The sequence below is a fragment of the Candidatus Eisenbacteria bacterium genome (genome assembly GCA_016235265.1).
Classification (GTDB): domain Bacteria; phylum Eisenbacteria; class RBG-16-71-46; order RBG-16-71-46; family JACRLI01; genus JACRLI01.
In genome coordinates this window covers 1-14,618 of sequence record JACRLI010000030.1, presented here as the reverse complement: position 1 = coordinate 14,618, position 14,618 = coordinate 1, and the positions used below count along the sequence as shown (strand labels likewise).

The window sequence follows — 14,618 nt, the reverse complement described above, 5'->3', positions numbered from 1 at the left end:
ATGAAGACCAATCCGTTCAAGTTCACCTTCTGGAAGGCCGTCGCGATCCTCACCCTCGCTGCGGGCGCGGCGGCCACCTGGCTGCGCGTCACCGGCGGCCTGGGCGCCAGCACCAACCTCACCGACGCGACCCCGTGGGGCCTGTGGGTCGCCTTCGACATCCTGTGCGGCGTGGGCCTGGCGGCCGGCGGCTTCACCATGGCCGCCATCGTCCACATCTTCCACATCAAGCGCTTCGAGCCGATGCTGCGGCCGGCCATCCTGACCGCGTTCCTGGGCTACCTGCTGGTGATCGTGGGGCTGATGTTCGACCTCGGCCGCCCCTTCTCGGTGTGGCACGCGATCATCATGTGGAACCCGAACTCGGTGATGTTCGAGGTGGCCTGGTGCGTGATGCTCTACACCACGGTGCTGGCGATGGAGTTCGCGCCGGTGGTGCTGGAGCGGTTCCGGCTGTTCAAGCTGGTGCGCATCATGGGCCGCGTGAGCATCGTGTTCATCATCCTGGGGGTGCTGCTCTCCACGCTGCACCAGTCCAGCCTGGGCTCGCTGTTCCTGATCGTGCCGGGCAAGATGTACGGCTTGTGGTACTCGGCCTACCTGCCGGCATTCTTCTACGTGTCGGCCATCGCGGCCGGCTGCGCCATGGTGATCTTCGAGTCCTACCTCAGCTCGCGCGCCTTCGGCCGCGGCCTGGAAATGCACCTGCTCCAGGAGATCGGCCGCGTGTGCGTGATGGTGCTGGGCGTGTACCTGGTCATGAAGGTGGTGGACCTGGCCTCCCGCGACATGTTCGGGTTGCTGCTCCTGCCCCGCAAGGAGACCGCGTTCTACTGGGCCGAGCTCGTGGTCGGCGTGATCGCGCCGATGCTGTGGCTGGGCCGCGCGAAGGTGCGCGCCAACTACCACGGCCTCTTCGCCGGCGCCGTGATGGTGGTGGTGGGGTTCGTGTTCAACCGCCTCAACGTCGCCACCACCGCCCTCGAGCGCTCCGCCGGCGTGGCCTACGTGCCCAAGTGGAGCGAACTGGCCATCACCATGAGCATCGTCACCGTCGGCTTCATCGCCTTCGCGCTGGCGGCCCGCTACCTGCCCATCTTCACGGACGAGCACGGCCACGCCCGCGAGGAGGAGTCGGTGGTACCCGTCGCCTGGGTCGAGGACGCCGGCGATGCGCGGCGGCAAGCGCCGAAGAGAGGGGACCATGGAATCCTCGTCGCCAAGTAGCCGGCACCCGGTGGTCCCGCCCCAGGAGCACAAGTGCGTCTGGATGACGGGTGGGATCCTGTCATATCAACTGTGCGAGCGCGGCTTCGACTGCGACCACTGCCCCCTGGACGCCGCCATCCGCTGCCACTTCAAGCGGCCAGAGAGGGGAGCGGATGAGTCCGCGGCGGCGGTCCCGGTGGAGCGCCCCGCGAGCCTGCCGGGCGACCGCCTCTACAGCCGCAACCATTGCTGGGTGCGGGTCCACGGCCGCACTCCCGAGCGCCACCGCCTGGCGCGCGTGGGCATCGAGCCCGGCCTGGCCGACGCGCTGCTGGCCCCCAAGGCCGTGGTGCTCCCCTCGGTGGGAGAGCACCTGAAGCGCCGTCGTACGCACATGTGGATCGTCACCGACGGCGGCACGTTCCCCATCTCCGCGCCCACCGACGGCGTGGTGAGCGCCGTGAACGCCAACCTGGCGCAGCACCCGTACCGCCTGGGCACCGACCCGCTGGAGGAGGGCTGGGCGTTCGAGATGGACGTGTGCGAGAACGAGCTGCGGGGTGGGAGCCTGCTGGCCACGGAGCAGGCCAAGCGCGAATTCCGCGACGACCACGCGCGGTTCCAGAACCGGCTGGCGGACGCGCTGCGGGGCGAGAGTCCGAGGTTGGGGGCCACGCTGGCCGATGGCGGGGTGGCGCTGCAGCATGTTTCGGACATGCTGGGCGCGGTGAAGTACTTCACGTTGCTGCAGCAGGCATTCCGCTAGCCTTCGCGCGGGGCGGCAGGGCCGGCTCTTGTGCCCTGCCCTGCCGCCACCCCGCTTCATCGCAGACCGCTCTCTGGGCTTGCTCAACGCGGCTTCTTCGGAGACCTCTTCCGTGGCGTGGGTGTACCCCTCACGGCCCGCTCGTCGCGCCATCCTGGCGCGACATCGCTGCGGCTGCTCCCTCCTTCGCCTTCCTGGCTACGTCGGTCGCAGACGCACCGTGAGGGGTACACCCACGCCACGGAAGAGGGTTGTGCCGTGCCGCGCATGCGCGCCCGGGAGGAGGGTCTGCCGATTCGCGAGTTGGGCCCGCAGTGCAGCCATCCATGTCTGGCACCTCGGCGCCCCGCGCTTCGGGGTCCGCTCCTCACTGTCCGGGAGAGGTCTCCGAGGACGCCGCGTGGCGCGGAGCCGAGCGGGCCGTGAGGGGTACACCCACTGTCCGGGAGAGGTCTCCGAGGACGCCGCGTGGCGCAGGGCCGAGCGGGCGAAGGGACAGGCGAAGGGACGGCCCTTCCCAGGCGCGCGCAAAGGTGGGACAATCAGTTCGGGACGTGGTACCGCGAGCGGGGAGGGCGGCAGAATGCGGTTTTCGCAGACACTGAGCTTCAGGCTCTTCGTCGGCCTCCTGCTGCTCCTGCTCTCCACCTTCTGCCTCTACTCCTACGTCACCGTCCGCATATTCACCAGCCGCATGCAGGCCCAGGTCTACCAGTCGGCCTACCGCGTCAGCGACCTGATCAAGTCCTCCACGTACTACAGCATGCTCCTCAACCGCAAGCAGGACGTGTACCAGATCATCACCACCATCGGGCGCGAGCCGGGGGTGGAGGGGATCCGGATCTACAACAAGCGCGGCGTGATCACCTTCTCCACCGACAAGAAGGAGGAGGGGACCATGGTGGACCTCCACGCGGAGGCGTGTTTCGTGTGCCACGAGCGCCAGAAGCCGCTGCAGGCGCTGCCCATCCCCAACCGCATGCGGGTGTACCAGGGCGCGGGGGGCTATCGCCTGGTGGGGTTGATCAACCCCATCCGCAACGAGGAGGGCTGCGCGGGCCCGGCGTGCCATGCACAGCCGCGGGAGCGCACGGTGCTGGGGGTGCTGGACGTGCGCATGTCGCTCCAGCAGGTGGATCAGTCCATTGCCGAGGTGCAGCGCCGCACGGTGCTGAACGCGGTGCTGATCCTGCTGGGAACGGCGCTGCTGGCGGGGCTGTACGTGCTGCTCACCATCCGCCGCCCGGTGAGCCGGCTGATGCGCGGCACGCGGCAGATCTCCGCGGGCAACCTCGACTACCAGATCCCGGTCACCGGCAGCGACGAACTGGGACAGCTGGCCGGCGCGTTCAACGAGATGACCACCTCGCTCAAGCGGGCGCGCCAGGAAAACGAGGAGTGGGCGAGCACGCTGGAGGACCGGGTGCGCGAGAAGACCGAGCAGCTGCAGCGCATCCACGGGCAGATCGCGCAGATCGAGAAGATGGCCTCGCTGGGCAAGCTGGCGGCCAGCGTGGCGCACGAGCTGAACAACCCGCTGGCGGGCATCCTGGCCTACGCCAAGCTGGTGGCGCGGCGGCTGCGCACCGGGCCGCTCTCGCCGGAGAAGACGCAGGAGACGCTGGAGGACCTCGCGCTGATCGCACGTGAGACCGAGCGCTGCGGCAACATCGTGAAGAACCTGCTGCTGTTCTCGCGCAAGCAGACCAGCGAGGTGGGCGTGGTGCGGGCCAGGGACGTGGTGGACAAGTCGGTGAAGCTGATCGCGCACCATCTGGAGATCTCGAAGGTCGAGCCGCAGGTGAGCTTCCGGCCCGAGGACGCCTCGTTCATCGGCGATGAGAACCAGTTGCAGCAGGCGCTGGTTGCGATCATGGTGAACGCCGTGGAGGCCATGCCCGAGGGCGGCACGCTGCGCGTCGAAGTGAGCCAGGAGCGCCACGACGCCGACGTGCGGATCCGGATCTCGGACACCGGCGTGGGCATCCGCCAGGACGACCTGCCGCACATCTTCGAGCCGTTCTTCAGCACCAAGAAGGAAGGCAAGGGCACCGGGTTGGGCCTCTCCATCGCGTACGGCATCGTGGAGCGGCACGGAGGGGACATCGAGGTGGAGTCGAGCCCGCGGAACGGGACCACGTTCACGCTCCGGCTGCCCCACTCGGGAATGGGGGGAACGACCACATGACGAGCCGCGGATCCATCCTGGTCGTCGACGACGAGAAGATCGTCCGCGACGCCCTGACCAAGTGGTTCCTCGAGGACGGCTTCACGGTGGAGTCGGCCGAGGACGGCGCCGCCGCGCTGCGCAAACTTCAGGAGCGGCGCTGGGACCTGATCCTGCTGGACATCAAGATGCCGGGCATGGACGGCATGGAGGTGCAGCAGCGCGTCTCCGAGGTGGACCCCGGCGCCACCATCGTGTTCATCACCGCGCACGCCACCGTGGACACCGCGGTGCAGGCGCTCAAGGCCGGCGCGTTCGACTACGTGACCAAGCCGGTGGATCCCGACCATCTCTCGCACATCGTGCAGAACGTGATGAAGCAGCGGGCGCTGGCGAGCGAGAATCTCCAGCTCAAGGAGCGCATCTCGGAGTTCTCGCAGGCCGACGAGATGGTGGGCGAGGCCGGGCCGATGCAGAAGGTCTTCGAGATGGTGAAGACCGTGGCCTCCACCGACACCACGGTGATGATCCGCGGCGAAAGCGGCACCGGCAAGGAGCTGATCGCGCGCGCCATCCACTGCAACAGCGAGCGGCGGTACTTCCCGATCGTCACCGTGAACTGCGGCGCGATGGCCGAGGGACTGCTGGAGAGCGAGCTGTTCGGGCACGAGCGCGGGGCGTTCACCGGCGCGCAGTACCGGCGCAAGGGCAAGCTGGAGCTGGCCGACGGCGGCACGCTGTTCCAGGACGAGGTGTCCAACATCGACCTCAAGGCGCAGATGGACCTGCTGCGGGTGCTGGAGACCAAGCAGTTCACCCGCGTGGGCGGCACCAACCTGGTGAAGGTGGACTTCCGCGTGATCTGCGCCACCAACCGCGACCTGGAGCGCGGGGTGGCCGACGGCAATTTCCGCGAGGACCTCTACTACCGCCTGAACGTGTTCTCCATCTACCTGCCGCCGCTGCGCGAGCGCAAGTCGGACATCCCGGCGCTGGCGCGGCACTTCGTGGACAAGTACGCGCGGGCCATGGGCCGGCCGGGGCTGGCCATCGCCGCGGAGGCCATGGACGCGCTGGTGCGCTACGACTGGCCGGGCAACGTGCGCGAGCTGGAGAACGCGGTGGAGCGGGCCATGGTGGTGGGCCGCCCGCCGGCCATCCGTCCGGAGGACCTGCCTTTCCAGGTGCTCGGGGAGACCCAGCACGTGCCTGCCAGCGGCTCCTTGGCCGCGGTGGAGAAGGCGCACATCGAGGCGGTGCTCCGGGAGAACAAGTGGAACATCTCGCGCAGCGCCGAGATCCTGCACATTGATCGCGCCACGCTCTACCACAAGATCGAGAAATACGGGCTGAGGAAGCCGTAGTGCCCGGGAGGATCCGCGTCCTCAGCGCCGGCGGCGCGGGTGTGCCGCGGCTGGAGGGGGTGGCGCGCACGGTGGGCGCCGCGCTGGGCCTGCCCGTGTCGGTGGAACGGGTGCAGCTGGACCTGGCCGCGGCGTGGGACCGCTCGCGCGGTCAGCACAACTCCACCGCACTCCTGGCGCAGGTGCTGGACCTGGACGGCGCGGCGGGGGAGCGGCGCATCGCGGTGGTGGACGTGGACCTGTTCATCCCCGTGCTCACCTTCGTCTTCGGCGAGGCGCAGCTGGCCGGTCCCGCGGCGGTGGTCTCCACGGTGCGCCTCGCGAACCCCTTCTACGGCCTGCCCCGCGACGACGCGCTGCTGGAGTCGCGCCTGGCCAAGGAAGTGCTCCACGAGCTGGGCCACACCCTGGGGCTCACCCACTGCCGGCAGTTCGAGTGCGTGATGCGCTCGTCCACCTACGTGGAGGAGATCGACCTCAAGCGCGCCGCGATGTGCCCGGCGTGCGCGCGGACCCTTGCGGCCAGCCCTACCAGCCCCACCTGAGCTTGTCGGAAGCGATCTTCAGAAAAGCCACGCCCACGCCCATCAGGCTCTCCCCGGCGATGATCCCCGAAGCGCCCGGCACGATGTACTTCTCCGCGAACTTCGGGGTCCCCTTGCGCAGCGCCAGCGCCAGGCACGAGCCGAGGAACATCGAGATCACGTTGAATCCGTTGATGGTGAAGGCCAGGCCCAGCCCGGTGGCCGAGGGGATGAACTTCTTGGCCTTGGGGAAGGCGATCTCCAGCAGCGGCAGGACGATCCCCAGCGACGCGCCGACCAGCAGCCCGATGCGCGCGGTCGGATGCAGCGCGTTCAGCCCCTTGGAGAGCAATTCGGCCACGCCCTTCCACACCAGCGCGGCCGGCGCGGGCCACTGCTCGGTCCCCAGCACCGAGACGTCCGGGATCAGCACGAAGTAGACCGGCACCACCGCCAGCCCGCCGACGAGCACACCGAAGAACTGGGCGATGAACTGGCGGCGCGGGTTGGCTCCCAGCAGGTAGCCGCTCTTGAGGTCGGTCAGCAGGTCGCTGGCGTTGCTGCACGCGCCGGCGGTGATGTTGGCGGTCATCAGGTTGGTGACCATGTCGCCCGGCTTGATCACGCCGAAGGTGAGCTGCGTGATCTTGCTCAGCGGGCCCACCGGGGTGACGTCGGTCTCGCCGGTGGCGCGCGCGGCCACCACGACCAGCAGGAACGTGGCCAGCACCGCGATGATCCCCATCCACCACGTGATGTGGAACAGCGTGATGCCCAGCGTCACCACGATCATGCCGAGCACGGCGTAGCCGCCCAGGAACCACGAGCCCGGCACCTCGATGCGGTCCATGGGGTCGTCCTTCTGGACGCCCCGGGGCGAGAAGAAGGCGGTGATGGTGCTGAACGCCCGCACCACCGTCTTCCAGTTCATGAAGAACAGCAGCAGCCCGGAGGTGACCATCATGGGCACGCCGGTCCACAGGCTCCACGCCGAGATCTTGCGGAACGAGGCCACCTCGATGATGCCGCGGTCGAGCATGATCGGCGCCAGCACGCAGTAGTTGATCACGGCCCCCAGCAGCATGCTCCACGTCTGGCGGAAGCTCATCAGCGAGCCCGAGGCGATGAACAGCAGCGAGCCCTCGAAGGCCATGGTCAGTTCCTGCGCATTGTACTTGCCGATGCGGATCCACTCCGTGCCCCAGATGCGGGGAATGTGCCAGTACGTGGTCCACTTGAAGATCGCGTCGCGCCACCACGTGATGCCCGCGCCCACCACTCCCGCGAGGATCAGCGCGCGGGCCTGCTCGCCGCCCTCGCTGCCCTTGGCGTGGAGGCTGCGCAGCGTGGCCGCCGCGGCGGTCCCGGTGGGGAAGGGCAACTGCTCGATGTTGATCATCTGCCGCTTCGACGGCACCGCCAGGAACACGCCCATCATGGCGATGGTCACGATCCAGGGGATGAGGAACAGCAGCCGGGTCTGGAAGTCGAGCGGGAGCGCGTGCGGGTCGAGCATCATCAGCGCCGGGATGGCGTTGGCGACCCCGGCGCTGGTGATACAGCCCGCGGCCGAGGCGGTGGACTGGGTGCAGTTGTTCTCGAGGATGTTGTACGGCCGCATGTTCGGCCGCAGCACCCTGAGCCCGCTGAAGAACACGTAGGCCAGGATGCACGCCGTGATGGCGGTCCCCATGCTCCAGCCCGACTTGAGGGAGACGTACACGTTGGAGCACGCCATGACCATGCCCAGGACCATGCCGACGGCCACCGCGCGGAAGGTCAGCTGCGGCATGGAGTCGCCGCAATACACGTTCTCGAACCAGTGCCGCTCGATTTCCTCGGGTGTCCTGGGACGGGTCTCGTCGTTGACGGGCAGCGTTGTGGACACGGATACCCCCGGAGGGCGGCCCCGTGCGGCGGCGGGGCCGGCCCGGTCAGGTCAGGTGGAAGAAGTCGAGCTGCATCACGGTGATCACGATCGCCATGATGCTCTCGCCCGCGATCAGGCCGGAGGCCACCGGCACCACGTAGGTGTCGGCCAGCTTCTCGTGGAGCTTCCCGAACAGCAGCGCCAGCGAGGCGCCGACGAACATCGAGATGCAGTTGAACCCCTGCACCACGAACGCCAGCCCCAGCCCCATGGGCGAGGGCACGAACTTGCGGTAGCGCTCGGGCAGGTAGCGGTCCAGCAGCGGCAGGATCAGCCCCACCAGCGCGCCCAGCAGCGCGCCCATGCGCGCCGTGGGGTGCAGCGAGCGCACGCCATGGCTCATCAGCTCCGCCACGCTCTTCCACACCATGGCGGAGGGCGCGGGGAACTTGTCGCCGCCGAGCACGCTGGCGTCGGGCACCAGGACGTTCCAGGCCAGGCCCACCACGATGGCGCCCGGCAGGATGCCCAGCATCTGGGCCAGGAACTGCTTGCGCGAATTCGCACCCAGCAGGTAGCCGCACTTGAGGTTGGTGAGCAGGTCGGCGGCGCAGCCGGAGGCGTTGGCGGTGGCCGAGGCGGTCATGATGTTGGTGGTCATGCTGGAGGGGGCCAGGATGCCGTACGTGAGCTGCGTCACCTTGCCCAGCGGGCCCACGGGAGTGGTGTCGGTTTCGCCGGTGGCGCGGCAGGCGACCACCGAAAGGACAAACGTCAGCAGCACCGAGAGGACACCCATGGGGATCGAGATGTCCCAGAAGATCTTCTGCATGGCCACCACGCCCACCATGGCCGTGAGGAAGAACGCCCAGAACCACGTCTGCGGCACTTCCACCGAGGCCAGGGGATCCTGCGACCCGCCGCCGCCGCCGCGGATGCCGCGGATGGAGGAGAGGGAGCGCAGGATGCTCTTGGCCTGGAACGCGAGCGGTACGAAGCTTGAGACCACCATCATCGAGGCGCCGATCCACAGGCTCCAGCGGGTGATGTCGCGGAACGCGAATCCGTTGGCCGGGTTGCTGGCCACGATCACGCCCTGCTGGATCATCATGGGCACCAGCACCAGGTAGTTGATCACCGCACCCAGTAGCAGGCTCCAGCCCACCTTGAAGCTCATCAGAGCGCCCGCGCCGATCATGATCAGCCCCATGTCCCACTTCATGGTGAGCGTGCTCCACGGGATGCCGTTCGCCGCCAGGCTGCCGAAGGGCAGCGAGCCCGGCATGTTCCAGGGCATGAAGCGGAAGGTGGCGTCGCGCAACCAGGCCACGCTGCCACCGAGGAGCCCCGCCACGGCCAGCGCGCGCGCCTTCTGCACGCCGTCGCCGCCGTGGGCGTAAAGGCTGCGCAGCGTCTCGGCCGCGGCCGTGCCGCTCGGGAAGCGCAGCTGCTCGCGATTGATCAGCTGGCGCTTCATCGGCACCGCCATGGCCACGCCGATCACCGCCAGCAGCACGTTCCAGCCGAACAGCACCCAGAAGTCCATCACCTTGCCGGTGATCATCATCATGGCCGCGATGGCCGAGATCATGGTCCCGCCCACCGAGACGCCCGCGGCGGTGGCGGTGGCCTGCATGCAGTTGTTCTCGAGGATGCTGAAGTCGCTGCGCACCAGGCGCATGCCGCGCATCGCCTTCCAGATGGAGAACGACAGGATGCAGGCGGTGATCGCCACCCCGAGCCCCCAGCCGGTCTTGAGCCCCACGTAGATGTTGGTGAGCGACATGACGCAGCCCAGGATCGAGCCCATCACGATGGCGCGCACCGTGAGCTGCGGACCGGTGTCGCCCACGCCCTTGTAGACGTTTTCGTACCACTCCCGTTCGAGTTGCTCGAACGAAGGGGCGGCAGCCTTGGGATCCAGAACCGTCATGTGGGGACCTTTCCTCAGGGACAGGAACGCCCGGTGGGGAGCGCCGGGCTCGCCCCGCTCTCCGTCGCGCGCCCGGATGGTGGCGCTGAAAAGCCGAGCAGGCAGGTGGTCCGTCCACCGCGGGAAGGGGAGCGGCGGAATGTCCGAAAAGCTAGCACCGGCAGGGGGTTGCGGCAACCGTCAAAGGAGATACGTATTATTGACCAGGAGAGCCCCCGACTGAGCGGATCGTCCCCGCCCGCGCGCCGGTCTGGGGCACGGGAACCGGGGCACCGGCACTGGTACACCGGCGCGGGGCACCGGCACTGGGCTTGGCGGTAGATCGCTGGTATACTAAAGTATTACAATTCCCTCCACGAGTAGGGGCCGCCTCGATATCCGAGTCTCTCACGCTTCCCAAGGAGGCCCGCCATGCCCGTCCAGCGGATCCCGCCTCTATCGGCGCTCCTGTCGCTGCTAGCGTTGCTCCTCGTTCCCGCGGCGCCCGCATTGGGTGCGGCGCACGATCCACCCGCCCTGGCTGTCGTGGCCGTGGGCCACGGCAAGGTGCTGCTCTCCATCACCGCGGGCGCCAGCGGGGCGCCGGCCGGTTTCGCGGTTTGGTGGATGAAGCGCAGTGACTTCCTGGCCGGCGGCAACCTCTGGGCCGAGTCGGGCACGAGCCCGGCGCAGGGGGAGGCCTACTTCATCGGTTCGCCGTCTCTGTTCACCCTCGGCGGGCTGTGCACCAGTTACCTGCTGGCACCCGGTGCGCCGGCCCAGGTCCCCATCGGGGACCTCTTCGACGAGACCGGCGTGAGCACCAACGCGCCGCTGGACCTTGATCCGGCCACGGCCTACGTGTTCCGCGCCTTCGCCCTGGCCGGTGGCGGGGGCGAGGCCAGCGAGGCCTCGCAGATCGTGTTCGCTTCCACGCTCGCCAACGTGAACTGCACCCAGACCATGACGTGGTGGCTGAACCATCTCGACCAGTGGCCCCTCGACGAAGGGCAGTCCGCGCTCCAGGCGTCCCGCCGCCTCGGTGCGCGGCCCGCGGGCGCCCGGGGCACCGCGGCGTCCACCATTCCCCTGGGATCGACCGCCTACACCAAGGATCAGCTCGTGGCCATCCTAGGCGCAGTCTCCGGCATCGGCGAGCCCGACATCGTGGGCCCGAGGCCCGGGATGCTGCCCGCCATGAGCGCCGGCAACGGGTTGATCGCGCTGGCCCACCAGTTGATCACCGCCCGGTGCAACGAGCTGAACGGGGCGACGGTGCCCGCCGTGGTGCAGGCGGCCATGACCGACGCCGACGCGCTGATCGGCGCGCTGGTGGTGCCGCCGCTGGGCTCAGGCTACCTGGAGTTCAGCGTGTGCGTGGCGGACTGGCAGGTGCTGAGCGACTACAACCACGGTCTCATCGGTCCGGGCGGTTGTGTCACCACCCCGGTGAAGCCGCAGACATGGGGACAGTTGAAGACGCGGTACCGCTAGCCCGGGGGGCCGGCGGCCACCCACGCCAGCACGTCGTCGAGCGCGGCCGCGAAGGAGAGCGCCGCGCCGGCGGCCCATGCTTCGTCCGGGTCGCAGAAGCCCGGTAGCGCGCGCAGGCGCTCCACGAGCTGGTCCAGCTCGCGCTGCTCCACCGGGGGGAGCGGCGAGCCGATCTGCTCGCGGAGCGCCTGCGCGGCCGCGCACCAGCGCAGCGCCCGCGCGGGCTCGCCGCGCAGCGCCGCCAGCCCGGCGGCGCACTCCAGGGCATAGGCCCCGAACCGCTTCTGGCCCAGCTCCACCACCAGCCCCAGGCCCTCGCCCAGGCTGGCGCGCGCCTGCCCGGTGTTCCCGAGGCGCGTGAACGCCATGGCGAGGTTGAGGACGGCGGCGGCCATGCCTTCGCGGTTGTCGAGCCGGCGGCAGAGGGCGAGCCCCTCCTCGAAGTGGCCCCGGGCGGCTTCGAAGTCGCGTTGCTGCAGCGCGAGGTTGCCGAGGTTTCCCAGCGCCACCGACATCCCGGCCTGGTCTCCCACCTCGCGGTAGGCCGCCAGGCTCTCCTCGTAGCGGGCGCCCGCGGTGGCGGCGTCATCGGCGCCCTGAGCCACCAGCCCCAGGCCGTTCAGCGCGCGCGCCACTCCCAGCCGGTCCCCCAGCCCGCGGCACACTTCGAGCAGCTCCTGGTACACCGGACGGGCGGACTGGGTGTCGCCCTGCACGTAGGCCATGGCCCCCGCGCCGCGCAGCGCCGCGGCCCGCGCGGGGCTGGCCGCGGTCGTGCCCTGCAGCGCCCCGGCCAGCAGCCGCCGGCCGAGCCGGAAGTGGCCGTGGGCGTACCAGAACCGCCACAGCGAGCCGGAGAGCCGCAGCGCCTGTTCCGCACCGTCCGCGGAGTGCGGGCACCAGTCGAGCGCCGCGAGCAGGTTCTCGTGCTCCAGCTCCAGCCGCCGCAGCCACTGCGCCTGGTCGTGTCCGCGCAGGTATGGCTCCGCCATGGCGGCGAGCGCCAGGAAGCACTCCAGGTGGCGGGCGCGCACCGCCTCGCCCTCGCCGGATTCGCCCAGCTTCTCCTGGGCGTACTGACGGACCGTTTCGAGGAAGCGGTAGCGGGCGTCCTCGGCGCGGGAGCGCTCCACCACCACCAGGGACTTGTCCACCAGGCGGGTGATCCGGTCCAGGACCTCGAACTCGTCCGCGGCTCCAGGGAGCACCCGCGCGGCGGTCTCCAGGCTCCAGCCGCCGTGGAACACCGAGAGCGCGCGCAGGAGGTGCTGTTCCTCGTCCACCAGCTGGTCGTAGCTCCACTGGATCGTGGCGCGCAGCGTCTGGTGGCGCGGCAGCGCGGAGCGGCTGCCGCCGGTGAGCAGCCGGAAGCGGTCGTCGAGGCGCGCGCGGATCTGTTCCACGGTGAGCATCTTCACCCGCGCCGCGGCCAGCTCCAGCGCCAGCGGGATCCCGTCGAGCCGGCGGCAGATCTCGGCCACGGCGGGCGCGCCGGCGTCGTCGAGCACGAAGTCGGGGCGCACCAGCGCGGCCCGCTCCACGAACAGCCGCACCGACTCGAACGCCGCCGCGCCCGATGCGTCGCGCACCGCGCCCGGGCCGGGCACGGCGAGCGTGGGCACCGCGTACACCTGCTCGCCCGGCATGCCCAGGGCCTCGCGGCTGGTGGCCAGCACGCGCAACCCGGGGCAGGCCGCCAGCAGCGCGCCGGTGAGCGAGACGCAGGCGGCCAGCAGGTGCTCGCAGTTGTCCAGCGCCAGCAGCGTGCGGCGGGCGCGGAAGTGCTCCACGAGCGCTTCCAGCGGCGTGCGGCCGGGCTCCTCGCGCACGCCCAGCGCCGCGGCCACCGCACCGGGGACGCGCTCCGGGTCCGAAAGTGGCGCCAGGTCCACGAACCATGCGCCGTGGGGGTGCTCCGGGAGCAGTCGCCCGGCCAGGTGCAGCCCCAGGCGCGTCTTGCCGCAGCCGCCCGCGCCGGTGAGCGTGAGCAGGCGCGCCTGTCCCACCAGGCGCAGGCACTCCGCCGCCACCGCCTCGCGGCCCACGAAGCTGGTGAGCGCCGGTGGCAGGTTGTGGGGGATGGCGGTGGGCGCGGGGGCGCCGGGAGCGGGAGCGGAGGCTGCGGCGGCGAGCGCGGCGCACACCGCCGTGGCGCTGGCGGGACGCCCGCCGGGATCCTTGCGCAGGCACGCGCGCAGCAGCTCGTCGAGCGGGCCGGGGAGTTCCGCCGGCAGCGCGCCCCAGTCGGGGTCCTCGTTGAGCAGCGCCGCGGTGATCTCCAGTGCGTGCCCACCCGGGAAAGCCCGGCGTCCCGAGAGGCACTCGTACAGGATGCACCCGAACGAGAACAAGTCGGTGCGGTGATCGTGGGGCAGGGCCACCGCCTGCTCCGGGCTCATGTAGCCGGGCGTGCCCATCACCAGGCCGGCCTCGCCCGGATCCTCCGCGTCGGCGCCTTCCCGGCCCGCGTTCCCCGGCGCCGCTTCGCCTCCCCGCCGGGCCAGGCCGAAATCCAGCACCTTGACCCGCCCGCGCGGGGTGACCATCAGGTTGCCGGGCTTGAGGTCGCGGTGGATCACGCCGCGCTCGTGGGCTGCATCGAGCGCCTCGGCCAGCTGGCCGCAGACGGACAGCGTCTCCTCGAGGGGCAGGCGCCCGCGTCCCAGGCGCGCCGCGAGGGTCTCGCCCTCCACGCGCTCCAGCACCAGGTAGCGGTCCCCGCCGGGGGTTTCCTCCAGCCCGTGGATGATCGCGATGTTGGGGTGGTTGAGCGAGGCCAGCGCCAGCGCCTCGCGCTGGAACCGGGCCAGCTGGTCGGGATCGTGCGAGAGCTCGTCGGGCAGGAACTTGAGGGCCACCTCGCGGTTCAGCCGCGAGTCGGACGCCAGGTACACTTCGCCCATGCCACCCGAACCGAGCGGGCCGAGAATCGTGTAGGAACCGAAGCGGGTGCCGGGGGCTGCCAAGGAGCGTGTCCCCGCGGCCAGCGTGGGTGCGACTGCGTGGAGTCTACACCACCGGCGGGCCGGTGGGGTGGGGCGGGTGGTCCGCCTGGGGCGGGTGGTCTCCTCCGGGCCGCGGCTCCCCGGGCTCGGGTGCCTGCTGCAGGAGCAGGGTCACGAGACTGTCGCGGGCCCGGGCCAGCTCCGGCGAGAGCTCCGTGCCGGGGTCCATTCGCCCCGGCTCGGCGCCCACGACGGTGAGGTGGTGCGGATGCAGTCCCAGCAGGCTCATCGCGCGAAGCGTCTCCGCCACCCCCCAGTCGTGCAGCGACAGGTGGGCCGCGGGGCCCTGGAGCCCCGCGGCCCCGTC

Annotated in this window: 10 protein-coding genes; 6 read left to right on the top strand and 4 right to left on the bottom strand. The window is 70.1% G+C overall.

Translation table 11 applies throughout. The features are described from left to right. The 5 genes from hybB to HZB25_14180 all read left to right on the top strand — a co-directional run bounded on the left by hybB (position 1) and on the right by HZB25_14180 (position 6,051). The gene (gene hybB / locus HZB25_14200) at positions 1 to 1,227 is read left to right on the top strand and encodes a Ni/Fe-hydrogenase cytochrome b subunit (GenBank protein ID MBI5838387.1); all 1,227 of its coding nucleotides are present in this window, start codon (positions 1 to 3) and stop codon (positions 1,225 to 1,227) included. Positions 1,228 to 1,270: 43 nt separating this feature from the next. Beyond that, the gene (locus HZB25_14195) at positions 1,271 to 1,975 is read left to right on the top strand and encodes a hypothetical protein (GenBank protein MBI5838386.1); all 705 of its coding nucleotides are present in this window, start codon (positions 1,271 to 1,273) and stop codon (positions 1,973 to 1,975) included. A 583-nt stretch (positions 1,976 to 2,558) separates the two neighbouring features. Then, on the top strand, positions 2,559 to 4,163 hold the full coding sequence (locus tag HZB25_14190; GenBank protein ID MBI5838385.1) for a HAMP domain-containing protein: 1,605 nt from the start codon (positions 2,559 to 2,561) through the stop codon (positions 4,161 to 4,163). Next, a complete protein-coding gene (locus HZB25_14185; GenBank protein MBI5838384.1) occupies positions 4,160 to 5,506 on the top strand; it encodes a sigma-54-dependent Fis family transcriptional regulator in 1,347 nt (448 codons plus the stop codon). The genes HZB25_14190 and HZB25_14185 overlap by 4 nt, the downstream gene beginning before the upstream one ends. Beyond that, entirely contained in the window at positions 5,506 to 6,051 is a 546-nt protein-coding gene (locus HZB25_14180; GenBank protein ID MBI5838383.1) for an archaemetzincin family Zn-dependent metalloprotease, read from the top strand. The genes HZB25_14185 and HZB25_14180 overlap by 1 nt, the downstream gene beginning before the upstream one ends. Here the strand turns inward: HZB25_14180 and HZB25_14175 are convergent. Together HZB25_14175 and HZB25_14170 are read right to left on the bottom strand one after the other, a co-directional pair. Beyond that, the gene (locus HZB25_14175; protein ID MBI5838382.1) at positions 6,035 to 7,918 is read right to left on the bottom strand and encodes an OPT/YSL family transporter; all 1,884 of its coding nucleotides are present in this window, start codon (positions 7,916 to 7,918) and stop codon (positions 6,035 to 6,037) included. The genes HZB25_14180 and HZB25_14175 overlap by 17 nt on opposite strands. Positions 7,919 to 7,964: 46 nt before the next feature. Continuing rightward, positions 7,965 to 9,833 carry an OPT/YSL family transporter gene (locus HZB25_14170; GenBank protein MBI5838381.1) on the bottom strand — a complete coding sequence of 623 codons (1,869 nt, stop codon included), beginning with the start codon at positions 9,831 to 9,833 and terminating at the stop codon, positions 7,965 to 7,967. A gap of 411 nt (positions 9,834 to 10,244) precedes the next feature. Here HZB25_14170 and HZB25_14165 point away from each other — a divergent pair, with 411 nt between their 5' ends. Beyond that, positions 10,245 to 11,306, top strand: coding sequence for a hypothetical protein (locus HZB25_14165; protein MBI5838380.1), 1,062 nt, complete (start codon positions 10,245 to 10,247; stop codon positions 11,304 to 11,306). On the opposite strand, the gene HZB25_14160 is transcribed toward HZB25_14165, so the two are convergent. Both HZB25_14160 and HZB25_14155 read right to left on the bottom strand, forming a co-directional pair. After that, positions 11,303 to 14,272, bottom strand: coding sequence for a protein kinase (locus HZB25_14160; GenBank protein ID MBI5838379.1), 2,970 nt, complete (start codon positions 14,270 to 14,272; stop codon positions 11,303 to 11,305). The genes HZB25_14165 and HZB25_14160 overlap by 4 nt on opposite strands. 43 nt (positions 14,273 to 14,315) lie before the next feature. Then, on the bottom strand, positions 14,316 to 14,618 hold a 303-nt coding region (locus tag HZB25_14155), incomplete at its 5' end, for a hypothetical protein (GenBank protein MBI5838378.1).